At 71.5% G+C, this 23,437-nt stretch carries 16 protein-coding genes; 8 read left to right on the forward strand and 8 right to left on the reverse strand.

The window, feature by feature from the left end; translation table 11 throughout:
• Nucleotides 1-69: 69 nt before the first annotated feature.
• From ACIBI5_RS00905 to ACIBI5_RS00915, 3 genes are all read left to right on the forward strand, one after another.
• On the forward strand, nucleotides 70-426 hold the full coding sequence (locus ACIBI5_RS00905) for a hypothetical protein (protein ID WP_397241835.1): 357 nt from the start codon (nucleotides 70-72) through the stop codon (nucleotides 424-426).
• A gap of 75 nt (nucleotides 427-501) precedes the next feature.
• Nucleotides 502-1,755 carry a cytochrome P450 gene (locus ACIBI5_RS00910; RefSeq protein ID WP_397241837.1) on the forward strand — a complete coding sequence of 418 codons (1,254 nt, stop codon included), beginning with the start codon at nucleotides 502-504 and terminating at the stop codon, nucleotides 1,753-1,755.
• A 463-nt stretch (nucleotides 1,756-2,218) separates the two neighbouring features.
• Nucleotides 2,219-3,055, forward strand: a complete 837-nt coding sequence (locus ACIBI5_RS00915; protein ID WP_397241839.1) for an alpha/beta fold hydrolase — start codon at nucleotides 2,219-2,221, stop codon at nucleotides 3,053-3,055.
• Here the strand turns inward: ACIBI5_RS00915 and ACIBI5_RS00920 are convergent.
• Together ACIBI5_RS00920 and ACIBI5_RS00925 are read right to left on the reverse strand one after the other, a co-directional pair.
• Nucleotides 3,024-4,241 (reverse strand): beta-ketoacyl-[acyl-carrier-protein] synthase family protein, encoded by a 1,218-nt coding sequence (locus ACIBI5_RS00920; RefSeq protein ID WP_397241841.1) that lies wholly within the window; start codon nucleotides 4,239-4,241, stop codon nucleotides 3,024-3,026. The two genes, ACIBI5_RS00915 and ACIBI5_RS00920, sit on opposite strands and share 32 nt — an antisense overlap.
• Nucleotides 4,242-4,301: 60 nt before the next feature.
• The gene (locus ACIBI5_RS00925; RefSeq protein ID WP_397241843.1) at nucleotides 4,302-5,288 is read right to left on the reverse strand and encodes a methyltransferase domain-containing protein; all 987 of its coding nucleotides are present in this window, start codon (nucleotides 5,286-5,288) and stop codon (nucleotides 4,302-4,304) included.
• Between the two features lie 230 nt (nucleotides 5,289-5,518).
• Here ACIBI5_RS00925 and ACIBI5_RS00930 point away from each other — a divergent pair, with 230 nt between their 5' ends.
• Complete coding sequence (locus ACIBI5_RS00930; protein ID WP_397241845.1) at nucleotides 5,519-6,760, forward strand: cytochrome P450; 1,242 nt, start codon at nucleotides 5,519-5,521, stop codon at nucleotides 6,758-6,760.
• 3 nt (nucleotides 6,761-6,763) lie between these two features.
• Here the strand turns inward: ACIBI5_RS00930 and ACIBI5_RS00935 are convergent, their stop codons facing one another.
• The gene (locus ACIBI5_RS00935; RefSeq protein ID WP_397241847.1) at nucleotides 6,764-8,242 is read right to left on the reverse strand and encodes a hypothetical protein; all 1,479 of its coding nucleotides are present in this window, start codon (nucleotides 8,240-8,242) and stop codon (nucleotides 6,764-6,766) included.
• 660 nt (nucleotides 8,243-8,902) lie between these two features.
• Here ACIBI5_RS00935 and leuS point away from each other — a divergent pair.
• Nucleotides 8,903-11,386, forward strand: a complete 2,484-nt coding sequence (gene leuS, locus ACIBI5_RS00940; RefSeq protein ID WP_397241849.1) for a leucine--tRNA ligase — start codon at nucleotides 8,903-8,905, stop codon at nucleotides 11,384-11,386.
• 12 nt (nucleotides 11,387-11,398) lie between these two features.
• Here leuS and ACIBI5_RS00945 read toward each other — a convergent pair whose 3' ends face one another.
• Both ACIBI5_RS00945 and ACIBI5_RS00950 read right to left on the reverse strand, forming a co-directional pair.
• A complete protein-coding gene (locus tag ACIBI5_RS00945; protein ID WP_397241851.1) occupies nucleotides 11,399-12,577 on the reverse strand; it encodes an RNA polymerase sigma factor in 1,179 nt (392 codons plus the stop codon).
• Nucleotides 12,570-12,908, reverse strand: coding sequence for a YciI family protein (locus ACIBI5_RS00950; RefSeq protein WP_397241853.1), 339 nt, complete (start codon nucleotides 12,906-12,908; stop codon nucleotides 12,570-12,572). Before ACIBI5_RS00950 ends, ACIBI5_RS00945 begins: the two co-directional genes overlap by 8 nt.
• A 97-nt stretch (nucleotides 12,909-13,005) precedes the next feature.
• Here ACIBI5_RS00950 and ACIBI5_RS00955 point away from each other — a divergent pair, with 97 nt between their 5' ends.
• Both ACIBI5_RS00955 and ACIBI5_RS00960 read left to right on the forward strand, forming a co-directional pair.
• On the forward strand, nucleotides 13,006-13,911 hold the full coding sequence (locus tag ACIBI5_RS00955) for an LLM class flavin-dependent oxidoreductase (protein WP_397241855.1): 906 nt from the start codon (nucleotides 13,006-13,008) through the stop codon (nucleotides 13,909-13,911).
• A complete protein-coding gene (locus ACIBI5_RS00960; protein ID WP_397241857.1) occupies nucleotides 13,912-14,418 on the forward strand; it encodes a helix-turn-helix transcriptional regulator in 507 nt (168 codons plus the stop codon).
• Here the strand turns inward: ACIBI5_RS00960 and ACIBI5_RS00965 are convergent.
• Entirely contained in the window at nucleotides 14,415-16,784 is a 2,370-nt protein-coding gene (locus tag ACIBI5_RS00965) for a discoidin domain-containing protein (protein ID WP_397241859.1), read from the reverse strand. The genes ACIBI5_RS00960 and ACIBI5_RS00965 overlap by 4 nt on opposite strands.
• Before the next feature lie 146 nt (nucleotides 16,785-16,930).
• Between ACIBI5_RS00965 and ACIBI5_RS00970 the strand changes: the two genes are divergently transcribed.
• Complete coding sequence (locus ACIBI5_RS00970; protein WP_397241861.1) at nucleotides 16,931-20,092, forward strand: PDZ domain-containing protein; 3,162 nt, start codon at nucleotides 16,931-16,933, stop codon at nucleotides 20,090-20,092.
• A 73-nt stretch (nucleotides 20,093-20,165) separates the two neighbouring features.
• On the opposite strand, the gene ACIBI5_RS00975 is transcribed toward ACIBI5_RS00970, so the two are convergent.
• On the reverse strand, nucleotides 20,166-21,245 hold the full coding sequence (locus tag ACIBI5_RS00975; RefSeq protein ID WP_397241863.1) for a MalY/PatB family protein: 1,080 nt from the start codon (nucleotides 21,243-21,245) through the stop codon (nucleotides 20,166-20,168).
• A 642-nt stretch (nucleotides 21,246-21,887) separates the two neighbouring features.
• Nucleotides 21,888-22,595, reverse strand: coding sequence for a transcriptional repressor LexA (gene lexA, locus ACIBI5_RS00980; protein WP_397241865.1), 708 nt, complete (start codon nucleotides 22,593-22,595; stop codon nucleotides 21,888-21,890).
• Between the last annotated feature and the right edge of the window lie 842 nt (nucleotides 22,596-23,437).

Here is a 23,437-nt window from a genome sequence, read left to right on the forward strand (position 1 = left end):
ACCGCCCCGCCAACAGTGGAGGCATCGCACAGCGTAGCCATTTCGCTACGCTCCGAGAGGAGGAATCTCATGATCAAGAACGCTCTGCTGGTCCTGACCGCGGCCCTCGCGGTGGGCGGGGCGCCGGCCCTGGCGTCGGACGACAAGCCCTTCCGCTGCAAGGCGCCCGCCATGGGCTGGAACAACGGCTGCCAGGTCCGCACGGTCCCCGCCGGGGCATGCGTGTGGGTCTACAACCGCACCTCGCAGAACACCGACATCACCTTCCGGATCCAGGGTTCGCAGGTGCGGCTCAAGGAGCGTCAGTCGGGCCGGCTCTGGAGGAACGCGAGCAACCACCCCGTGGACGCCACTCTGGGCGTGTACGCGCACGACTTCGACGACACCGTCTGGACCGAGGGCAAGACGTACCTCGACGGCTGCTGAAGCGTGTTCCGACCGGCGTCGCGGGGGCGGCGCCGGTCTTGACGTAAGTGATTGCTTGCGCAACTCTTGGGAGACATGACGGCGACATCCGACATCGACCTGTCGCAGATACCGTTCTGGGCCTTACCGCAAGCCGAGCGCATGGACGCCTTCCGTCAGCTGCGCGGGCTGGAGCGCCCGGTGTTCGTCCGCGAGAACCACGTGCCCTTCATCGGCGGCGGCCCCGGCTACTACGCCCTGGTACGCCACGCCGACGTCACCGAGGCCAGCCGCAACGCGGCCGTGTTCAGCAGCGAGCCCTGCTCCAACAGCATCCCGGACATGCCGCGCTGGCTGGCCGTGTACTTCGGCTCGATGATCAACATGGACGACCCCAAGCACGCCAGGTTACGCAGGATCGTCTCCCGCGCCTTCACCCCGCGCATCCTCTCCAAGATGGAGGAGGACCTGGCCAGGGCCGCCGCCGAGATCGTGGACGACGCCATCGCGCAGGGCCCGGGTGACTTCGTCGAGCAGATCGCCGCCAGGCTCCCCGTACGCGTCATCTGCGACATGATGGGCATCCCCGCGAAATTTCATGACATGGTGCTGCGGCGGACCAACATCATCCTCGGCAACACCGACGCCGAGTACACGGGCATCGAGCCCGACTTCAAGCGCATGAACGTCGCCCGCGGCCTCGGCAAGCTCCTGCACGCCGGCTACAGCCTGAACCGCCTCGCCGCCCGCCTCGGCGACCAGCGCCGCGAACACCCCACGGGCGATCTGGTGAGCCTCCTGGTCAACGGCGAAGAACGCCTCACCTCCCAGGAGCTCGGCTCCTTCTTCATCCTCCTGGTGGTGGCCGGCAGCGAGACCACCCGTAACGCCATCGCGTACGGGCTGAAGCTCTTCACCGACCATCCCGCACAGCGCGAACACCTCATGGCCGACTTCGACGGCCGCATCGCCAAGGCCTGCGACGAGATCGTCCGGTACTCGACGCCGGTCATCCAGTTCCGCCGCACGCTGACGCGGGATGTCGAGATGAACGGCATGCGGTACAACCAGGGCGACAAGGTGTTGCTGTTCTACAACTCCGCCAACCGGGACGAGGCGGTCTTCACCGACCCGGACACCTTCGACATCACCCGCGACCCCAACCCGCACGTCGGCTTCGGCGGCCCCGGCCCCCACTACTGCCTGGGCGCCCACCTGGCCAAGCGCGAGATGACCGTGATGTTCCGCGAACTCCTCACCCGCCTGCCCGCCATCGCGTCCGAGGGCGAACCCGACTTCCTCCTCTCCAACTTCATCAACGGCATCAAGCACCTCCGCTACACCACCTGACACAACCCCGCGATCGGCCACCCCCGCCCAGCCAACGTGCCGTCACTGCCCGCGCACCCGTGTCACACCGCCCGGGTGCCGAGCGGTGGCGCGCCAGGGCGATGCCGTCGCCGTGGCCGGCCCGCTCTGCGGTCGATCCCTCGGAAGCCCACGGCGGTCCGCCCGCCGCAGGGCCGCGCGCGACTGTGTCACGCCGCCCCGGGAGCCGCGCCGGGCGGTGCCGTGCCGTGCCGGCCGGTGGCGGGCACGTGCACTCCGTCGGCCCGCCCGCATGGCCGCCGGCTCGCCCACTTGCCCGTCGGCTCACCCGCTTGGCGGCCGGCTCGCCCGCGTGGCCGGTGGTTCGCGTGGAAGCCCGTGGAAGCCCGTGGAAGCCCGTGGTGGTCCGTCTGGCCGTGGGGTCCCGTCCTCGTCGTGGGGTGGTTGATGGACGGGGGGCGGAGAGGGCACTAGGTTTCCGCGCATGGAGATCAGGAATATCCACGCCAACGGTGTGGAGTTCGCTTACCTCGCATTGGGTGACGGGCCGCTGGCCCTGTGCATGCACGGCTTCCCCGACACCGCGCACACCTGGCGGCACCTGATGCCCGAGCTGGCCGAGCGCGGTTACCGCGCCGTCGCCCCCTTCATGCGCGGCTACGCCCCCACCGAGGTCACAGAAGGCTACGAGCTGGGCGCCCTGGTGGCCGACGCCAACGCCCTGCACGAGGAGCTGGGCGGCGACGAGAACGCGGTCATCATCGGCCACGACTGGGGCACCTACCCGGTTTACGGCACCACCGAGCGCTTCCGCAGGTCGGTGGCGCTCGCCGTACCTCCGACGAAGTGGCTGCTGGGCACGTTCTTCACCTACGAGCAGCTCAAGCGGTCCTTCTACATCTTCCTGTTCCAGACGGCGCTGGCCGAGACCGCGGCGTCGGCGCCCGGGTTCCTCGACGGGCTGTGGAGGGACTGGTCGCCCGGCCACGACGCCACCGAGGACCTCGCCTTCCTGAAGCAGAGCCTGGGCGAGCCGGCCAACCTGGCCGCCGCCATCGGCTACTACCGGGCCATGCTCGGCACCACCCCGCCTTCAGGCCGGTACGCCGCCGAGCAGGCCGCCGCGACAGAAGGCCCGGTACGCCCCGTGCTGTACCTTCACGGCGCCCAGGACGGCTGCCTCGGCGCCGACCTGGTGGCGGACGTGGCGAGCGTGCTGCCGGAGGGGTCGCGGGCGGAGATCGTCGAGGACGCCGGGCATTTCCTGCACCTGGAGAAGCCGCGCGAGGTCAACGCGCGGATCCTCGACTGGCTGGGGTGAACACCAGGCTCACGTTGTGGCCGCCGAAGCCGAAGGCGTTCACCATCGAGGGGCCCGGCAGCCAGTGGCGGGGTGTGCCGGTGACCACGTCCAGTTCGACGCGGGAGTCCAGGCGGTCCAGGTTGCGGGTGGCGGGGACGCGGCCGTCGCGCATGGCCAGCACCGCCGCCACGGTCGCGAACGCGCCTGAGGCCCCGCACAGGTGCCCCGTCGCCGACTTGATCGCGGTCACCGCCGGATGCCCGCCCACGGTCTGGGCGATCGCGGCGGCCTCGACCACGTCGCCGTCGGGGGTCGAGGTGGCGTGCGCCTGTACGTGCGTCACGTCCTGGCCCGACAGCCCCGCCTCGCGCAGCGCGATGCGCATCGCCCGTGCCTGGCCGTCGAGCTGGGAGGCGGTGATGTGCTCGGCGTTGGCGGTGATCCCGTGCCCGGCCAGGCGGGCCAGCGCCGCGCCGTCGCGCCACCCGGCCCGTTCCAGGACCACCACCGCGGCTCCCTCGGCCAGCACGAACCCGTCGCGGTCCGCGTCGAAGGGCCGCGAGGCCCGCTCGGGCCGGTCGTTGCGGGTCGAGACCGCCTTGGCCTGGGCGAAGGCGGCGAGCGTCAGCGGGTGCACGCACGCCTCCGTACCACCGGCGACGACGACGTCCGCGCGCCCCAGCCGGATCAGGTCGGCTCCGGCCGCGATCGCCTCCGCCCCGGCCGCGCAGGCGCTCACCGGGGCGTGGGCGCCGGCTCGCGCGCCGAGTTCGATGCTGACCCAGCCGGCCGGGCCGTTCGGCATGAGCATGGGCAGGGTGTGCGGCGACACGCGGCGCACGCCCTCCTTCTCCAGCACGTCGTCCTGGTCGAGGAGGGTCGTGACGCCGCCGGTGCCGGTGCCGATCACGACCGCGAGCCGTTCGGGATCGACTTCGGGACGCCCCGCGTCCGCCCAGGCCTGACGGGCGGCGAGCAGCGCGATCTGCTCGCAGCGGTCGAGGCGGCGGGCCTTCTGCCGCCCCAGGAGCGCGGCCGGATCCACGGTCAGCCGCCCCGCGATCCGCGCGGGCAACTGCTCCGCCCAGGACTCCCGCAGCGCCACCACCCCGGACCGGCCGGCCAGCAGTCCCGCCCACGTCGAGGGAACATCGCCGCCCAGCGGCGTGACGGCCCCGAGCCCCGTGATCACAACCTCGCTCATGTGTCCACGCTGCCAGCCGCGGGACCCGGCCCGGATGTCCCCCGCCCACCAAAACCGTGATCAGGATTTGTCCGGAGTCATCATGGCCAGGATGGGATGCCGCCCAAAAAGCGAAACATCCACCCTCTCCAGTACGGCCCAGCCGCGCGGCACCTCAGGCACCAGTGCCACCACCCGCCCTCCGTCGGCCAGCACCCGGCGCAGCTCCGCCCAGAGCCGGTGACCGGATCCGGCCAGCCGTACCTGCCGCTGCCAGGGCGGGTTGACCAGCACGCGGTCCACGCTCCCCGAGGGCAGCGGGACGCGGCCCGCGTCGGCGCGCGCCCACGCCAGGCGCGGGCCGTTGGCGGCGGCCGCGGCGATCGCCTCGCCGCAACGGTCGAACCCCAGCGTGCGGGCCTCCGGCGCGAGGGCGGCGGCCTCGATGAGCGTGGTGCCGGCGCCGCAGCACGGATCGATCACCAGCCCCTTCGGCTCGGCCAGGTACGCCATGGCGGCGGCCAGCGGCGGGTGCAGCGTTCCCGGCACCGAGCGCACCTTGTAGGCACGACGGTGCAGCGGACGCGCGCCCGCCCGCAGGGCGATCACGGCCCGCTCGCCCTCGACCGTCACCCGCCACGACGCGGCGCCTGCCGGAGGCACCCGGCCCTCGCGCCGCGCGTGGTAGGGACGGCCGAGTTCGGGCCCGACCGCGTCCTCGATGTCGTAGCGGTTGTAGGCGCGCCGCCCCAGGAACGAGGCTGACACCTCCACACCGGAGCCGGGCCCGAGAGGCCGCCCTGCGGCCACGGCGTGGACGTCGATGCGCGCGGCGGCCGAGGCCAGGCGGCGCAGCGCGTCACGGCGCGGCCCGACGCCGTCGACCACGGCTCCCACCAGCAGGACGTCGTCGGCCAGGCGGAGCTCCAACGCCCCCGGCCGCGTGATCTCGAACCAGACCTCCCGGTGCCGCACCTCGCGCACGATGCCCAGCCCGGCATGACGGATCTCCGTGGCCACCAGGTGTTCGATGCCGTGCACCGACCTGGCCACGGCAAGGGTATGCACGTGTCCTTCTCCCACGTCGCGACTCGGGAGGGCGTGGAGCCGTCCCGCATCGCCGGCGGTGGGTCACTGAGCCGCGTGCCCGCCGACGGGGTCGCTAGCGCAGGAAGAAGAACGTCATACGCCCGACGCTATCGGGCCCGCGGGCGCCCGGCCATCGATTTTCCAGGGCCTACGTACGGTGTACGTGCCAAGTATTGACGTAAGTGCCCGCTTTCTCGAATTATGGGCACATGAGCGCACTCGACTTCGATCTGTCGGATCAGCACTTCTGGGCCAGGCCCATGGCCGAGCGGGAAGCGGCCTTCGACACGCTGCGCGCACGGGACACCCCCGCCTTCTTCGAGGAGATGGAGGTGTCCTTCGCTCCCAAGGGCATCGGCTACCACGCGCTCGTCAGGCACGCCGACATCCTGGAGGCCAGCCGTAACCCGGAGGTGTTCAGCTCGGGCAGGGGCGGGGCCACGAACATCCCCGACATGCCCCCGGAGTTCGCCGAGTATTTCGGCTCGATGATCAACATGGACGACCCGCGCCACGCCCGCCTGCGCCGCATCGTCTCCCGGGCCTTCACGCCCAAGATGATCAAGCAGTTCGAGGCCGACGTGGAGACCGCCGCCGCCCAGATCGTCGACGACCTCCTCGTCACCGGCTCCGGCTGCGACTTCGTCACCGAGGTCGCCGCCCGCCTGCCCTTGAAGATCATCTGCGACATGATGGGCATCCCGGAGAAGGACTACCAGTTCATCTTCGAGCGCTCGAACCTGATCCTCGGCGGCTTCGACCCCGAGTACGCCGGCGACGACCTGACCAAGGTCGCCGAACGCCTGCTCAACGCCGGCATGGAACTCCAGCAGCTCGTCCAGGACCTCGCCGCCCACCGCACCGGCAACCCCACGGGCGACCTCATCTCCGCTCTGGTCAACGCCAACATCGACGGCGAGCATCTGACGCTGCAGGAGCTCGGGTCCTTTTTCATCCTCCTGGTCGTGGCCGGCAACGAGACCACCCGCAACGCCATCTCGTACGGCATGCGCCTGCTCTCCAACCACCCTGACCAGCGCGCCCTCCTCCTGGAGGACACCGAGGCCCGCCTGCCCGGCGCCGTCGAGGAGATCGTCCGGCTGGCCTCGCCGGTGAACTTCATGCGCCGCAAGGTCACCCGCGACCACGAGATGAACGGCAACCTGTACCGCGAGGGCGAGAAGGTCGTCCTGTTCTACTGGGCCGCCAACCGCGACGAGCGCGTCTTCACCGACCCGTACGCCTTCGACATCACCCGCGACCCCAACCCCCACGTCGGGTACGGCGGGCCCGGCCCCCACTTCTGCCTGGGCGCCCACCTGGCCCGCCGGGAGATCACCGTGATGCTGCGCGAACTGCTGCGCCGCGTCCCCCAGCTGGAGGCCGGTCACCCGGACCGGCTGCACTCCAGCTTCATCAACGGCATCAAGCACATGGAGTGCACGTTCTGAGGGTCAGGGGGCCGGGTTGGTCACCTTGATCTGCTTGACCACGGTGTTGATGTCGGGCAGGAGCCGCTTGGCGTCGCCGGGGACGGACATGTAGACGATGGCCGGAAGCTCGTTGGCCGTGTTGATGGCCGCGGTCACGATCGTGGCCTTGCCGGTGCCGGAGGTCAGCTCGTAGGCGATCAGGCGGCCGGTCGAGCCGTTGATCTTGAGCGGCTGCTGGGCGATCTTCCTGACCTTGTTGTCCTCGGGGAAGAAACGCTTGCGGGCGCTCAGCACGACCTGCTTGATCACCGGCTCCAGGTCGTCCTTGGAGGTGTAGGAGGCGGCCAGGCGCTGGGGGAGCGGGCCGGTCATCAGGTTGGCGTAGGTGTCGGTGCCGACCTGGACGTACTGGCGGGTGTCGTAGCCGTAGGTGGTCTTCACCAGGGGCCGCTGGTCGAGCAGCCAGGTGCCGCCCAGGCGGGGCACCGAGATGCCGGCCTGCTGGTCGGGGACCACGCCCATGACCGGGGCCGCCTTGCCGGGGAAGCGCTTCAGCGGGCCGATCGTGGTGGACGGCTTGGTGGGTGTGGGCTTGCCGCTGGCCTGGGGCTTGGCGGCGGGCGGGTCCGTGGGCTCGCTCTCGCTGGCCAGCGGTCCCGCGACGAACGCCCACACCAGCGCGGCCACCAGGGCCACCGCGACCGAGGCGGCCAGCGCGAACAGCCACACCGGCTTGCCCGGCTCGTCGAGCGACTCCTTGCCGTCGTCGCCCATCTCCTGGTAGTTGTCGCCGAAGACGGTGTTCCAGAGCTCCTGCTGACGCTCGGGCGGAGGGGTGCGCGAGCCGCTGATCTGGCCCGCGGTGACGAACGGGCGGTCGGGGTCGGACGGGTCGCGGCTCAGGTTGGAGCCCGGCCGGGCGTGCTGGCCCTGCTGGCCGTGCTCATCCGGCTCCTGCGGCGGGGCGGCGGGGGTGGGGTAGGCCTCGTTGTAGGTGATCGTCCGGTCCATGGGGTCGCCCTTGGGCGCCGCCTGCTGAACCGGCTGCCCCTCGGGCTGCCATCCCGGGGTCTCCGTGCGTCCGTCGGGCTGCCAGGCCGGAGCGTCGGGGCGGCCGTCCTGCTGCCAGGCGCGCGGGTCGGGCTGGGCGCCCGCCGGCGGCGGCGCGGCCGGGGGCCACGGGTCCTTCTGCGGCGGTCCGGCCGGGGGCCAGGGGGCGGGGCTGGACAGGTTGGACCAGGCTCCGTCGGCGGGCGGCGGCATCTCCGGCCACACCTGCTGCCCCGGGCTCTGCTGTGCCGAAGGGTTCTGCTGTGCCGAAGGGTTCTGCCCGGACGGGCTCTGCGTCAAAGGGTTCTGTGCCAAGGGGTTCTGCGGGGCGGAGTGCGCGCCGCCGGGCTGGGCGGTCTCCGGCCAGGGGGCCGGCGCGGGGGTGTCGGACCAGGCGGGCAGCGGATCCCGGACGGGAGGCTGCTCGCGCGTACCCTGCTGATCACGCATGTTCTGCTGGTCTCTCATTCCCTGTGCGTCCCGGCTCCGTCTGCCACCCGACAGGTCACCCAAGGGGTCGCGAGGATCGACCAAGGGGTCCCTGCCGCCGAGTGGGTCACGCTGCGGTGGTTCCGGCCAGGTGGGCTGCGGCGGCGGTCCCGCCTCCGGCCATGAGGTCGGCACCTCGTCGCGAGCCTCCGGCCAGGACGTGGGCACCTCGGGCCAGGATGGCGGCAAGTGTGGTGCTCCGGAATTCTCCGTTGCCATTGCTGCCGTACCTCCCGAGGTTATGTCCGGATTAGACGCATCCGGCATGATCTCATGTGGCCCGTGGTCTTCCGCAGGGAAACGTGCGAAGCCGTGCGGATCCGTCGGCGGATCCTGCATCGGCAGGTCGGCCGCTGATCGGTCAGGCTCAGCAGGGTTGGCCACGGCGACGAGAGTATTCTAATGGGACATATGAGGTCACAACGGATAGATCTCAACGAGGTCTCATAGGACCTGAAGGGCCCATTCTGCCGGGTGCCCCAGGCGTAGTCCCCTCATTCTTCCGAAGACGTGCGCTAGGCTTGACCTATGCGTTCCGCGACCCTGCTTCTTAGCGGGCCGCGACGGCCCTGAGATCTCGCCGTCGCGGCTACCCCTCGTTGTCATACGAGGGGTTTTCTTATGGGGTCAGAATCAAACCAGAAGGACACCGCCGTGAGTGAGTACGACCCGCAGGCGCTGCAGGCCAAGTGGCAGCAGCGATGGGAGGAGCAGGACCCGTTCCGGGCCAGCGAGGACGCCGCCGACCCCCGCGAGCGCCGCTACATGCTGGACATGTTCCCTTACCCCTCCGGTGACCTTCACATGGGCCACGGCGAGGTCTTCGCCATCGGCGACGTCGTCGCCCGCTACTGGTTCCAGCAGGGTTACAACGTCCTGCACCCCATCGGCTGGGACTCCTTCGGCCTGCCCGCCGAGAACGCCGCGATCAAGCGGAACGCCCACCCGGCCGAGTGGACCTACGCCAACATCGACGTCCAGGCCAACTCCTTCAAGCGCTACGCGATCTCCTTCGACTGGTCGCGCCGCCTGCACACCAGCGACCCCGAGTACTACCGCTGGAACCAGTGGCTGTTCAACCGCTTCTTCGAGCGCGGCCTGGCCTACCGCAAGGGCGGACTGGTCAACTGGTGCCCCAACGACCAGACCGTGCTGGCCAACGAGCAGGTCGTGGCCGGCAAGTGCGAGCGCTGCGGCGCCGAGGTCGTGCGCCGCGAGCTGACGCAGTGGTACTTCAAGATCACTGACTACGCGCAGCGCCTGCTGGACGACATGAGCCAGCTGGAGGGCGGCTGGCCGGAGCGCGTGCTGACGATGCAGCGCAACTGGATCGGCCGCTCCGAGGGCGCCGACGTGCTGTTCGAGATCGAGGGCCGCGAGGAGCCGGTCCACGTCTTCACCACGCGCCCCGACACCCTGTTCGGCGCCACCTTCTTCGTGGTCGCCGTGGACGCCGCGCTGGCCGACGAGATCGTCACCGACGAGCACCGCGCCGAGTTCGAGGCCTACCGGGCCGAGGTCGCCAAGCTCAGCGACATCGAGCGCATGTCCACCGACAAGGACAAGAGCGGCGTCTTCCTGGGCCGCCACGCGATCAACCCGGTCAACGGCGAGCGCATCCCGGTCTGGGCGGCCGACTACGTCCTGGCCGACTACGGCCACGGCGCGATCATGGCGGTGCCCGCGCACGACCAGCGCGACCTGGACTTCGCGCTGAAATTCGGCCTGCCGGTGCGGGTCGTCGTGCACACCGGGCTGGCCGACCCCGGCGAGACCGGCGAGGCCACCCCCGGCGAGGGCACGCTGGTCAACTCCGGCCCGCTCGACGGCCTGAGCAAGACCGAGGCCATCGCCACGATCATCCGGAGCCTGGAGACCGACGGCCGGGGCAAGGGCGCGATCAACTTCCGCCTGCGCGACTGGCTGCTGTCGCGTCAGCGCTTCTGGGGGACGCCGATCCCGATCATCCACTGCCCCGACTGCGGCGAGGTGCCGGTCCCCGACGACCAGCTGCCGGTCACGCTGCCCGACCTGCGCGGCGAGGCGCTGGCCCCCAAGGGCATCTCCCCGCTGGCCGGTGCCACCGAGTGGGTCAACGTCGCCTGTCCCAAGTGCGGCGGCGCCGCCAAGCGCGACACCGACACCATGGACACCTTCGTCGACTCCGCCTGGTACTTCCTGCGCTACACCGACCCCACCTACACCGACGGCCCGTTCGACGTGGAGAAGATCCGCGAGTGGGGCCCGATCGACATGTACGTCGGCGGCGTGGAGCACGCGGTCCTGCACCTGCTGTACTCGCGCTTCTTCGTCAAGGTGCTGCACGACATGGGCATGGTCGACTTCACCGAGCCGTTCATGCGCCAGCTGGGCCAGGGCCAGGTGATCAACGGCGGCAAGGCCATGTCGAAGTCCCTGGGCAACGGCGTCGACCTGGGTAAGCAGATCGACGACTTCGGCGTCGACGCGGTCCGGCTGACGATGCTGTTCGCCAGCCCGCCCGAGGACGACATCGACTGGGCCGACGTATCGCCGCAGGCCTCGCAGAAGTACCTGGCCCGCGCCTTCCGCGTGATGGACGAGGTCGCCAGTGAGGCCGGCGCCGACTTCTCGCAGGGCGACCCGGCGCTGCGCAAGGTCACCCACAAGACCATCGACGAGGTCACCAAGCTGATCGAGTCCTACCGGTTCAACGTGGCGATCGCCCGCCTGATGGAGCTGACCTCCGCCGCCCGCAAGGCCATCGACTCCGGCCCCGGCGCGGGCGACCCCGCGGTGCGCGAGGCGGCCGAGTCGCTGGCGGTCATGCTGTCGCTGGTCGCGCCCTACACCACCGAGGAGGGCTGGGAGCGGCTGGGCCGTACCGGCTCGGTGGCATTGGCAGGCTGGCCGGTGGCCGATCCCGCGCTGCTGGTCGAGGAGTCGGTGACCGCCGTGGTGCAGGTGGCGGGCAAGGTCCGCGACCGGCTGGAGGTGGCCCCCGACATCTCCGAGAGTGACCTGCGCGCGCTGGCGCTGGCCTCGGAGAAGGTGCGGGCGCACCTGTCGGGCGAGCCCCGCAAGGTGATCGTCCGCGCGCCGAAGCTGGTCAACATCGTCCCCTGACCCGGACGGACGTCACCGCAGGGCCGCCAGCCGGCCCCGCAGGAACGTGCGCTCCGCCGCGCTGCCGGTGAGCGCGATCGCCCGTTCGTAGGCCGGCGCCGCCTCGGCATTCCTGCCCAGGCGGCGCAGCAGGTCGGCGCGGACGGCGTGAAAGACGTGATAGCCGTCCAGCGGCAGCTCCTCGACCAGGGGCAGCGCCGCGGCGGCTCCCCGGACCTCGGCGAGCGCGACCGCCCGGTTCAGCGCCACGACGGGGGTCGGGGCCAGCGCGATCAGCTGGTCGTACAGGGCCAGGATCTGCGCCCAGTCCGTCGGCGGCGGGTCGCTGTGGACCGCGTTGATCGCCGCCTGGATCTGGTACGGGCCCGGGCGGTCGCGGCGCAGGCACCGCCGTACCAGCTCACGGCCTTCTGCCACGAGCGCGCGGTCCCACCGCGCGCGGTCCTGCGCGGCGAGCGGGACCAGCTCACCCGACTCCCCGGTACGGCCGGCCCGCCGCGCCTCGATCAGCAGCATGAGCGCCAGCAGCCCGATCACCTCGGGCTCGTCCGGCATCAGCGCGGCCAGCAGCCGCCCGAGCCGGATCGCCTCGGCGCAGAGGTCCTCCCTGGCCAGGTGGCCCTCGTTGAAGATGAGGTAGACGACGGCCAGCACCGAACGCAGCCGGTCGGGCAGGTCGGACTCCTTCGGCACCCGGTAGGGGATCTTCGCGTCGCGGATCTTGCCCTTCGCACGGACCAAACGCTGGGCCATCGTCGGCTCCGGCACCAGGAACGCCCGCGCGATCTCGGCGGTGGTGAGCCCGCCGAGCAGCCGCAGCGTGAGCGCGACCTGGACGTTCCTGGCCAGGGCGGGATGGCAGCAGGTGAAGATCAGGCGCAGCCGTTCGTCGCGCACGGGCCCCTCCTCGGCGGGCGGCTCCTCGCGGGCGCGCAGGAGCGCGGCCTGCGCGTGCCGGTCCTGGCGAGAGGACTCCCGGCGCAGCCGGTCGATGGCCCGGTTGCGGGCGGTGGTGATGATCCATCCGGACGGGCTGGGCGGCGGACCCTCCTCCGGCCAGCGGCGCAGCGCGGTCGCGAAGGCGTCCTGGACCGCCTCCTCGGCGAGGTCGATGTCGCCGAAGGAGCGGACCAGGACCGCGACCGCACGGCCGTACTCCTCGCGGAAGACGCGTTCGACCTGGTCAGTCACCGTGGATCGGGCGCACCTCGATCGGCAGGCCGACGGCCTTCGCCAGCTTGCCCGCCCACGCCAGGGCGTCGTCCAGGTCGGGGGCGCTGATCACGGTGAAGCCGCCGAGATGTTCCTTGCCCTCGGTGAACGGCCCGTCGGTCATGAGCACGTCGCCGTCCTTGGCGCGCACGACGGTCGCGGTCGAGGCCAGGTGCAGCCCGGCGGCGAACACCCATTGCCCGGCCGCCTTGACCTCGTCGTCCCAGGCGACGACGCGCGGCAGCACCTCGTCCAGCAGTCCCTCCGGCGGCTCGCCGTCGGGCTGGTAGATCGCCAGCAGGTAGTTCATCCTCTTGTCCTTCCCTCGGTCACCTTCTACACGAACGGCCCGGCCCCTTCTCGACAGGATTTGACCTCAAGCCGAATTGAGGTTGCACAGTGGATCCATGGTGAAGATCGGCGTCGGGCTTCCGACGATGCAGGAGATAGAAACGCTCGGCCCCGACGGCGTGGCCCGCGCGGCGCGGCTGGCCGAGGAGGCCGGCCTCGACTCCCTGGGCGCCGCCGACGTGCTCATCGGGGACGGGACGCTCGCGCTGGAGAGCGTGGTCACGCTGGCCACGGCCGCCGCCGTCACCGAGCGGATCACGCTGGACTTCGGGGTGCTGTCGGCGCCCACCCGGCCGGTGGCGATGATGGCGGCGCAGGTGCAGACCCTGCAGTACCTCTCGCGGGGCAGGGTCCGGCTGGGCGTGGGGATCGGGGGCTTTCCCGGCTCGCCGTTCTGGATCGCGATCGGCGCCACCGGCACGAACCGCGGCCGGGCCGCCGACGAGGCCCTGCGCGCGCTGCCCGGCCTGATCGCCGGCCGCCCCACCCCGGTGGGTGACGGCCCGGAGGTGACCCTGGCCCCCGGGACGGCGGTGCCGCCCCTGCTGGTCGGCTCCGGCACCGGCGAGGCCGGCCTGCGGCGGGTGGCACGCTACGCCGACGGCTGGCTGCCCTCCGGGCTGACACCCGCCCAGCTCCAGGCGGCCGTGGCCAGGCTGAAGGAGTTCGCCGACGAGTACGGCAGGCCCGCCCCCTTCGTCCACGTGGGTGTGCACGCCGTCCTGGGCGACGACCCCGAGGCGAAGCGGGCGATGGAGGCCCAGCTCGCCGGATTCTTCCAGCTCTCGCCCGAGGAGATCCGCGAGGCCACGGTGAGCGGACCCCCGCGGGAGGCGGCGGAACGGGTCGCGGCCTTCGCCGAGGCGGGCGCGGCCGAGGTCGGCTTCGGCATCGACGGCAGCGACTTCCTGCATCAGATCGAGCTTGCCGGGGAGGTCAACGCGTACGTGACCCGCGGTTAGGTGGCGGGTCGCCGCCAAGGCGGGCTTCCGCCGGGCCGCCGTCTCGGCCGGGCCGATCGGGGCGGCGTTGGATCGGTCGTATGCCCCTCGACACCTCTTCCCGACGACTCGCCGGCGGCGCTGCCGTACCGGCTGGTGCTGGACAGCGCCGGGGACGGCGGGACGTGGCGGACCTCGACCCGCGCGCGCACCGAGTGGGGGTTCTCCTCCGGCGCCAACGACCCGGACGGGCCGTTCAACGTGGACATCCCGCTGCTGCAACTCGACTACGACGTGCGTACGGACCTGGCGGGCGACGTGCGCGGGCCGGTGGCGCGCATCGGGCTGTCGGGCACGACGCAGGAGTGGCCGGCCAAGCTGACCGACGAGGCGGTCGCCGGCCGGCTCGGTCTGTCCCTGCGCACGCTGCAGCGGCGCATCAGGCAGCTCATGGACCTGGCGGGAGTGCGGACCCGCGTCCAGCTCGGCTGGCAGGCCGCGCAGCGGGGCTGGGCCCAGGGCTTCTAGCCTCCCCAGGCCTCGAACTCGTAGATCCGGGCCGCCGGGTCGCCGTTCTGGGCGGGTGTGGTGACGTTCAGGCGGACGTGGCGGGCGGTGAACGCCACCGGGTGGTCGGAGACGGCGGCGGTGTTGGCCGCGACCGTGACCGCGGTGGTCCAGGCGTCCGAGCCGGATGCGCGGACCTGGATGGTGTAGGCCCGGGTGTTCCAGGAGGCGGACTCGCCGCCCGCCTGCGCGTGCCTGACGGTGAACCTGGTCAGGGCCTTGGGCGCGCCGAGATCCACCTCCATCCACTTGGCCGCGGTCAGGGCGCACCACTTGTCGGTGTTGCCGCCGCCCACGCTGCCGTTGACCGCCTTGGCCGGGCCCTCGTTCGGGTTGCACTGACCCGAGGCGGTGGCCGGGCGGTTCAGCGCCAGGTTCGCCTCGCCGGTGCCGGACCAGGAGATCGTGGTGCTGGCGGGGGCCGAGCGGCCGTACTCGGCGCTGACCGCCTCCACGTCGAGCGTGGTGCTCGCCTCGGATCCGGCGCGGTCGAGCTGCGGCACGAAGAAGGCCTGGCCCGGGGTGGCGCCCAGGTAGGTGCGGGTGCCGTCGGCATCGCGGCGGTAGAGGTCGTAGTGGTGGGGGCTGCCCGAGCCGGTCCAGCTCAGGCGGAGCGACTTGCGGGCGGGGGAGACGTCGGTGGCGCCGAGCACGGTGAGCCCGGAGGGGGCGCCGGGCACGTCGACCGCGCCGTCGTAGACCGCGAGCCGGCCGACCCTGACGTCGTAGGCGCCCGCCGCACCTTCGGCGCGCAGGCCCACCTGGGCGAGAGTACGGCCCGCGTAGGCGGACAGGTCGAGCGTCTTGCGTTCCCAGCCGTTGCCGCCGGTCGAGCCGAGGTCCAGCGGCACGAAGGTGGAGGGGGCGTCGGTGAAGGCCACGGCCGCCTTGAGCCGGGTGGGCCCCGCGGCGGGCGTCTTCACCACGACCGACAGCTTGGTGTCGGCCGCCACCGGCAGGCGCGTCTGGTACAGGCGCAGGGTGTTGGCGGCGTCGAGGGTGCCGGTCAGGCGGAGCGAGGAGCCGCCCTCGTAGGCGTCGCCGTAGTCGATCGACGGGGTGAGCTTGGTGCCTGAGGAGGCGATGACCCAGCGGTAGGTGGGCGGCACGTCCTGGACGGACAGGTTGTTCCAGCCCCCGGTACGCACCCGGACCCCGCCGACGTTGTAGAAGTCGCCGTGACCGGTGTTGAATCCGGTGACGAACGGCTTGCCGGTGACCGGGCTCGACTCGGCCACGTAATGGGCCAGGCCCTTCCAGGCCGAGGTGGTGGCCGTGTTCGACGGGTCGGCGTTGGCGCCCACCCAGTAGCGGGAGTCACGGGTGCGGAAGTCGGCGGGGCCGCTCGCGGACTTCCACGTCCACTCGGGGCGGTAGATGCCCAGCGAGGTCACGTGCGGCCCGCCGCCGGGGAAGACCGCGTTCCAGTTGACGCCGGTGTTGTAGCCGTTCGCCTCGGTGTCGATGCCGCTGTACAGGTCGAACTCGCTGCGCCCCATCGTGCGGGCCAGGTCGCGGGAGGAGGTCAGGCCCGACCAGCCGAAGTCGATGAACATGTTGTTCGAGGCCTGGAAGAAGCTGTCGTTGGCGCTGGTCAGCGCGTCCTGCCAGGAGATGGCGCCGGACTCGGTCATGGCGTCGTACCACATGACCTGCATGCCCTTGGCGCGCAGATAGGAGATCACGTTGCGCATCTCGGTGGCCAGCGCGGCGTCGCCGCCGGCGGTCTCCTGGTTGATGAACCAGCCGTCGAAGCCGTAGTGCTGGGCCACCTGGGCGAGCTTGTCGGCGACGGGGTAGGTGGAGCCCTGCTTCTGGACGAAGTCCCGTACCCACTGGATCTGGCCGCCGTAGGCGGTGGGCGGGAAGAAGACGGTCCCGTAGACCCTGACGCCGTTGCGGTGGGCGGCGTCGATCACGGGGCCGTTGGGGGCGAGGATCAGGCCTTCACTGGCCGAGCCGCCCCAGAAGACCAGCGTGTCGATGTACTGCCAGTAGGTGAAGGCGTAGTAGTTGGGGTCGAGCCCGCCTTGGGAGGGGTTGCCGGAGGTGGGGGCGAAGGCGGCCAGCGCGGCGACGCGGCCCTCACCGGCGCGGGCGTTGGCGTTGGCCTTCAGCGCCGGGTCCGAGACGCGGGGCCGCAGCGGAACGCTCGACCGGTTGAACCGGGCGTCGGGATCGCTCGCCGGGTTCCAGGACAGGATGGTGCCGGGATGCCAGTACGAGGCGTACGGCTGGTCGCCGGGGGCGGCGGCCCGTGCGGGGAGGGCGACGAGGGCGGTCGCGACCAGGACCCCGCACAGCAGGGGTAACAGACGACGGGTCATGAAGCTCTCCTCGATGCTAAATCGCTTTAGCTGTCTGCGGTGGAGACGCTACTTCATCCTCTGTTCCTGGACTAGACCGCTTTAGCGAGCTGTTCGCTGGGAGCGAGCACGAGCCGTCGCCGCGGACCGAGCACTAGGGTTCAGATGTGACAAATGGCGCATACCTGAGATACCCGCATCTGCACGGTGACCTGGTCACCTTCGTCGCCGACGACGATGTCTGGCTCGCTCCGCTGAGCGGTGGCCGCGCGTGGCGGTTCACCGCCGACCGCATCCCGGTCAGTTCCCCGCGCTTCTCTCCCGACGGTACCCGCATCGCCTGGACCGGCGCACGCGAAGGCGCGCCGGAAGCCTTCGCCGCCGAGATCGACGATGCGGCGGTCGACAGACTGACGTTCTGGGGCAACAGCACGACCGGCGTACGCGGCTGGACCGCCGACGGGAACGTGCTGGCCGTGACCGCGGCGGGCGAAGCCGGGCGGAGCCGGACCTGGGCGTACTCCGTGCCGCTCGACGGCGGTCCCGCCACGCGGCTGCCGTACGGGTGGGTCAGCGAGGCGGCCGTCGACGGTGAGCGGGTCGCGGTGGTCTCCGCGGTGTGGCGCGAGCCGTCGCAGTGGAAGCGCTACCGCGGCGGGACCGCGGGCAAGATCTGGGTGGACGCCGACGGCGACGGCGAGTTCGAGCGGCTGTTCGCCGACCGGCTCTCGCCGTACTGGTCGGTCATGTGGGTGGGGGAACGCCTGGCGTTCCTCAACGACGAGGACGGGACCGGCAACCTCTACTCCGCCCTGGCCGACGGTTCCGACGTGCGCCGGCACACCACGCACGACGACTTCTACGCCCGGCACGCGGCCACCGACGGGCAGCGCGTGGTCTACAGCCATGCCGGGGACCTCTGGCTGCTGGAGGATCTGGCTGCGGAGCCGTACAAGCTGGACATCTCGCTTGGCGGGCCGCGCCCGGCGCGCGCCAAGCGCCCGGCGCCCAGCCGCGTCGGCGGCTTCTCGCCCGACGCGACCGGACGGGCCAGCGCGATCGAGATCCGCGGCACCGCGCACTGGGTGACCCACCGCGACGGACCCGCCGGCGCGCTACGCGCCGAAGCAGGCGTGCGGGTACGGCTCCCGCGCACCCTCGACGCCGACGGCCGAGCCATCTGGGTCTCCGACGCCACCGGCGAGGACGCGCTGGAGACCGGAGTGCCCGGCGGCGAGATCCGCACCCTGGCCGCGGGCGAGCTCGGACGGGTGCTCGAACTGGCCGCCGCGCCCGACGGCAAGCACGCCGCCGTCGCCACCCACGACGGCCGCCTGCTCGCCGTCGACCTCGACAACGGCACTCTGCGCGAACTCGACAGAACCGCCCACGGCGACATCGGCGACCTGGCCTTCTCGCCCGACTCCGCCTGGCTCGCCTGGGTTCACCCGCACCCGGAGCCGCTGTCGCAGATCAAGGTCGGGCGGGTCGACGGGACCGCCACGCTGGAGGTGACGCAGCCGCGCTTCTCCGACTACTCGCCGGTCTTCACCAAGGACGGCAAGCACCTGGCGTTCCTGTCCATGCGGACCTTCGATCCGGTCTACGACTCGCACGTCTTCGACTTGTCCTTTCCCAATGCGTGCCGGCCGTACATCGTGCCGCTGCAGGCCACCACGCCCAGCCCCTTCGACCCGAGCCTCCAGGGGCGCGGCTTCAACGGCGAGGACGACGACAAGGGCTCCAAGGACGCCAAGGACAAGAAGAACGGCGACACGCCGCCGCGCACCGAGGTCGACGCCGAAGGTCTCGCCGCCCGCGTCGTGCCCGTCCCGGTGCCCGCCGGCCGCTACGGCAACCTGCGCACCGCCAAGGACGCCCTGCTGTGGCTGCGCCACCCGCTGACCGGCCAGCTCGGCGACGGCAGCGACGTCACCCCCGAGGTCGTGCTGGAGCGCTACGACCTCAAGAAGCGCGCCAAGGTCGAGCTCGGCAAGGAGTACCGGGCGTTCGAGGTCAGCTCCGACGGCGGCCGCCTGGTCACCAACGGCAAGAACGGCCTGCAGACCCGCGCCGCCGGCGAAGGCGACGAGGTCGTCACCATCGACCTCGACCGCGTCGGCGTCACCATCGACCCCGTCGCGGAATGGCGCCAGAGCTACCACGAGGCCGGCCGCCTCATGCGCGACCACTTCTGGCGCGCGGACATGAACGGCGTCGACTGGCAGGGCATGCTCGACCGCTACGCCCCGCTCGTCGAGCGCATCGGCTCCTACTCCGAGCTGATCGACCTGCTCTGGGAGGTACAGGGCGAACTCGGCACCTCCCACGCCTACGCCCGCGCCAACGGCACCGGCGTCGACCCCCGCCGCCGCCAGGGCCTGCTCGGCGCCGACCTGGCCCGCGACGAAGACGGCGCCTGGCGCGTCACCCGCATCCTGCCCGGCGAGAGCTCCGACCACGACGCGCGCTCGCCGCTGCTCGCGCCCGGCGTCGCCGTCCGCGAGGGCGACGCGATCCTCGCCGTCGGCGGCCGCCCCGTCGACCCCGTGCGCGGCCCGCTCGCCTCCCTCGCCGGCACCGCCGGCCAGCCCACCGAGCTCACGGTACGGCCGGCCTCGGGCGGCGACCCGCGCCGCGTCGTCGTCACCCCGATCACCGACGAGACCCAGCTGCGCTACCACGAGTGGGTCGAGAGCCGGCGGGCCCGCGTCCACGAGCTGTCCGGCGGGCGGCTCGGCTACCTGCACGTTCCCGACATGGTCGCCGCCGGGTGGGCGCAGTTCCACCGCGACCTGCGTACCGAGATGGACCACGACGGCCTCGTCGTGGACGTGCGGGAGAACGGCGGCGGGCACACCTCCGAGCTGGTGCTGGAGAAGCTGTCCCGGCGGGTGTCCGGCTGGGCGCGCGCCCGCGGCTACGAACCCCGCCGCTACCCCGAGGACTCCCCCCGCGGCCCGATCGTCGCCGTCACCGACGAGTTCGCCGGCTCCGACGGCGACATCGTCAGCGCCGGCATCAAGATCCGCGGCATCGGCCCGCTGGTCGGGACGCGGACGTGGGGCGGCGTCATCGGGATCGACTCCCGGTACTCGCTGGTCGACGGCACCGTGGTCACCCAGCCCCGGTACTCGTTCTGGCTGGAGGGGGGACACGGCTGGGGGGTCGAGAACTACGGCGTCGACCCGGACATCGAGGTGGTCATGACGCCGCAGGACCGGGTGGCGGGGCGGGACCCGCAGCTGGAGAAGGCGGTGGAGCTGGCCTTGGCCGCGCTGGAGGAACACCCTCCGGCGACGCCGCCCGACCTGCCGCCCCTCGCCTGACCTTTCCTCAGCTTCTCCTCCTCTAGGAGCGGCTTTCAGGCTAGGAGCCGCATCTCACGCGAGAACCGGCATCTCAGGCCAGGACTGGCACGATGCGGTCCAGGATCTGGGCCACGGTGTCCTCGGTGGTGGCGAAGTTGAGCCGCACGTAGTCGTCACCACCGGGGCCGAAGGCGGCTCCGTCGTTCAGCAGCACCTTGGCCTCGCGCTCCAGGACGTCGGCCACGCCCGGACGGCCGACGTCCAGCCAGGCCAGGTACGTGGCCTCCGGTACCCGGTAGCTCACCGTGCCCGGGAGGCGGGCGGCGAGGGTGTGCCGGTTGCGGTCCAGGAGGGCGAGCGTGTCCGCCAGCCACGTGTCGCCGTGCCGCCAGGCCGCCACCGTGGCCTCGACGCCGAACAGGTGGGCGGAGCCGTACACGAAGGGAGGCTGCTCCTCGAGAGCCTTGCGGACCTCGGGCGCGCCGACGTGGGCGATCGAGCAGCGGATACCGCCCAGGTTGAACGCCTTGGTGGCCGAGGTCAGGGTGACGGTGCGTTCCGGGAGGATGGTGGCGAACGGGATGTGCCGGTGGGGGGCGTACACGAGGTCGGCGTGGATCTCGTCGGAGATCACCAGCAGGTCGTGGCGGACCGCGTGCTCGGCCAGGAGTTCCAGCTCGGCGCGGGTGAAGACACGTCCGGTGGGGTTGTGCGGGTTGACCAGCAGCAGCACCCGGCATCCGCGCAGATCCGGCACCTCGAACCGCCACGACTCGCCGTCGGGTTCGAGCTGGATCGGGCGCATCGGACGGTCCATTCCGGAAAGTGTGCCCAGGAACGGGTGGTAGGTAGGTGTATGAACCGCCACCCCGTCCCCGGGGCGCGTCCAGGCCTGCAGGAACACCTGGAGGGCCTGGTTGAGGTCGCTGTAGGTGCGGCAGTGACCGATGTCGGGAGCCCACCCGAACTTGGCGGCCATGCGCTCGGCGAACGCCTCGGACATGGGACCGGCCTGGTGGTTGTCCAGCCAGGTCGGATAGCCGAGATCACCCTCCGCCCGAGCCTTGAGCGCCTCGACGACGGCCGGAGCGGTGGGCAGATCCATGTCCGCCACCCAGGCCGGAATCACACCCGGCGCGACCTTGCTCCACTTCAACCCATCACGTTTCACCCGAGCATTGTATTTTTCCCGACATTTCCCGACAGAGCCAAAACCCGCCCGCCTCCCTACCCGCCCCTGACCCCGACCTGACCCTGACTCGACCCGGCACGACCGCACCACCTGACCCGGCACCCACCGCACCCACCCGACCCGGCATCCACCGCACCTACTCGGCATGACCGCACCCACCCGACCCGGTACCCACCGCACCTACCCGGCGCAGGTGCCCCGGCGCGACCCACGCACCGCACCCACCACTGGGCGCAGCCACGGAAGCCTCCGGGCAGGTGGCGCTACGTGTCCGGCGCAGACGACCGCATGCTCACCTGAACCCCACTGCCTACCCGGCGCGACCCGCGGAAGCCGCAGGCCAGAGAGCACTTATGCGGCGCAGACCACCATGGCCCCCAAACGGCAGGGCGGCGCGTGCCCTCAGGAGGAGCCCTCACTTCAGCGGTATCGGCGCGCGTCAAGGAGGAGCCGCACGCGTCAAGGGGAGCCGGAACCAGGAGGGGGGACGGGGAGCCGCGAGGGGAGACGGGAGCCGCGAGAGGGAACAGCGGAGGGAGGGCCGGGAGGGGAAGGGGGGATGGGGAGGGGGGATGGGGAGGGGGGATGGGGAGGGCCCGGCGTGGTGCCGGGCCCTGTGGGTCAGAGGCGGCGGAGGACGGCTACCACCTTGCCCAGGACGCTGGCCTCGTCGCCCGGGATGGGGTCGTAGTTGGAGTTGTGGGGGACCAGCCAGACGTGGCCGTCCTTGCGCTTGAAGGTCTTCACCGTGGCCTCGCCGTCGATCATGGCGGCCACGATGTCTCCGCTCTCCGCCACCGGCTGCTGGCGGACCACGACCCAGTCGCCGTCGGCGATCGCGGCCTCGATCATCGAGTCACCGGATACCTGGAGGAGGAAGAGCGTGCCCTCGCCGACGAGCTGCTTGGGGAGGGCGAAGACGTCTTCGACGCTCTCCTCGGCCAGGATCGGGCCACCGGCGGCGATGCGGCCGACCAGCGGGACGTACGCCGCGGTCGGGCGGCTCACCGCGGGCTCGTCGTCGTTGGCGTCGGGATCGACCCACAGGACCGGCTCGCCGGGCAGGCGGACCTCCAGCGCGCGCGGACGGTGGGGGTCGCGGCGCAGGTAGCCCTTGCGCTGCAAGGCCGTCAGCTGGTGCGACACGCTGGACGTGCTCGTCAGCTGGACGGCCTCGCCGATCTCCCGCATGGACGGGGGATAGCCGCGCTGCTGGACGGAATCGCGGATCACCTCGAGGATCTTGCGCTGCCGTGGGGTCAGGCCCAGGGAGTCACGCCGGCGCACCGCGAGGTCGCTGACCCCGTTTGCGTCATCCCGCTCGCTCATGCTCTCCTCCTCGCCCGGTGGGCGGCCTCTTCGGCGCGCCTGCCGGTCTGTGGTCTTCATGTCGCACACAGCGACGATATCGCCGTCGAAGATCATCCTCAAACAATTGTTCGAGTCTTCCTCGAAAATGTCGCCAGCGTGGTGTACAACATCGTACGGGAGTTCGATCGACACCGTGTTCGATTTGCCGATCTTTATTGGGCCTTTTGCTAAGGCCACAGGGGCGGGAGGCCAATCGTGCGAGCGACCACAACCACATCATCGACCAGCGACGACGTCCAGGGGCTCACGCTGATCGCCGACATCGTCCTGGCCGACGCCCGGCGCGCAGCAGAGAGCGCCGAGCGCCACCGTTCGAACAACCGGGGCGCCGGGCGTTCGAACAACGGCGGCCCGGGGGACCCCGCGGCGCGCACGGCCGGGCAGGGCTCGCGTCCCGTCCGCGTGCGCCGCGGCCGTCCGGGCGGCCCGACCCTCTGGCTGGTCCCACCGCCACGCACGGAGCCCACAGGCACGGACCCCGGCCCGCGACTTGAGAGCCCTGCGCGGGGTGACAGCCCTGCGCGGGGTGACAGCCCTGCGCGGGGTGACGGGCGCACGCGGTCCGAGGGGTCTGTGCCGCGTGGCCCGTCTGTGCCGGGTGACGGGTCTGCGGACGGTCGCGGGAGTTCGGGTGAACGGCCGCGCCGTCGCCAGGAGCGTGCCCGGGGCGGTTCGAGGAACGGCGGGCGGTCGCGAGGCCGCCAGGAGCGTGCGCGGAACAGGGTCGCCGGGGCCACGGGGGCTCCCGGGGACACCCGAACGCACGACACCCAGCCGATCCCGCGCAAAGGCAGACCCAA

The sequence above is a fragment of the Nonomuraea sp. NPDC050540 genome, from assembly GCF_044457485.1.
In the GTDB taxonomy this organism is placed as follows: Bacteria; Actinomycetota; Actinomycetes; order Streptosporangiales; family Streptosporangiaceae; genus Nonomuraea.

Excerpts from the sequence above, each read along its gene's own strand:
- ACIBI5_RS00905 (WP_397241835.1), top strand. The coding sequence starts at position 70 with ATGATCAAGAACGCTCTGCTGGTCCTGACCGCGGCCCTCGCGGTGGGC.
- ACIBI5_RS00910 (WP_397241837.1), top strand. The coding sequence starts at position 502 with ATGACGGCGACATCCGACATCGACCTGTCGCAGATACCGTTCTGGGCC.
- ACIBI5_RS00915 (WP_397241839.1), top strand. The coding sequence starts at position 2,219 with ATGGAGATCAGGAATATCCACGCCAACGGTGTGGAGTTCGCTTACCTC.
- ACIBI5_RS00920 (WP_397241841.1), bottom strand. The coding sequence starts at position 4,241 with ATGAGCGAGGTTGTGATCACGGGGCTCGGGGCCGTCACGCCGCTGGGC.
- ACIBI5_RS00930 (WP_397241845.1), top strand. The coding sequence starts at position 5,519 with ATGAGCGCACTCGACTTCGATCTGTCGGATCAGCACTTCTGGGCCAGG.
- ACIBI5_RS00935 (WP_397241847.1), bottom strand. The coding sequence starts at position 8,242 with ATGCGTGATCAGCAGGGTACGCGCGAGCAGCCTCCCGTCCGGGATCCG.
- leuS (WP_397241849.1), top strand. The coding sequence starts at position 8,903 with ATGGGGTCAGAATCAAACCAGAAGGACACCGCCGTGAGTGAGTACGAC.
- ACIBI5_RS00950 (WP_397241853.1), bottom strand. The coding sequence starts at position 12,908 with ATGAACTACCTGCTGGCGATCTACCAGCCCGACGGCGAGCCGCCGGAG.
- ACIBI5_RS00955 (WP_397241855.1), top strand. The coding sequence starts at position 13,006 with ATGGTGAAGATCGGCGTCGGGCTTCCGACGATGCAGGAGATAGAAACG.
- ACIBI5_RS00965 (WP_397241859.1), bottom strand. The coding sequence starts at position 16,784 with ATGACCCGTCGTCTGTTACCCCTGCTGTGCGGGGTCCTGGTCGCGACC.
- lexA (WP_397241865.1), bottom strand. The coding sequence starts at position 22,595 with ATGAGCGAGCGGGATGACGCAAACGGGGTCAGCGACCTCGCGGTGCGC.